Here is a 416-nt window from a genome sequence, read left to right on the forward strand (position 1 = left end):
GCCAGTGGATCAGGTAGAGATCCACGTAGTCCAGGCCGAGCCGCGACCGTGACTCCTCGAAGGACGCCAGCGTCTCCTCGTACCCGTGGTGACGGCCCGGCAGCTTGGTGGTGACGACGATCTCCTCGCGCGGCACGCCGCTGCGGGCGACACCGCGTCCGGTGCCGGTCTCGTTGCGGTAGTTCGTCGCCGAGTCGATCAGCCGGTAGCCGAGCTCCAGGGCGCCCGCGACGGCCTCCTCGGCCTGGGAGTCGTCGAGCGGGTAGGTGCCGAGCCCGATCGCGGGCAAGGTGCTGCCGTCGTTGAGCGTGTGCAGCGGGATGCTGGTCACGGTGTCTCCCTCTCTTCGTCCGGCTGTCCGGTCCGACCACTCTAGGACGTGATCGGCTTCCCGCCACCGGGCCCCGGGGGAGGGG

General features: G+C 70.4%; 1 protein-coding gene. It reads right to left on the reverse strand.

The window, feature by feature from the left end:
* A partial coding sequence (locus ACFV3I_RS18805; protein ID WP_378823970.1) for an aldo/keto reductase occupies nt 1–331 on the reverse strand: 331 nt, incomplete at its 3' end.
* Nucleotides 332–416 lie beyond the last annotated feature (85 nt).

The sequence above is a fragment of the Microbacterium sp. NPDC059771 genome, from assembly GCF_042732495.1.
GTDB classification, from domain to species: Bacteria; Actinomycetota; Actinomycetes; order Actinomycetales; family Microbacteriaceae; genus Microbacterium; species Microbacterium sufflavum.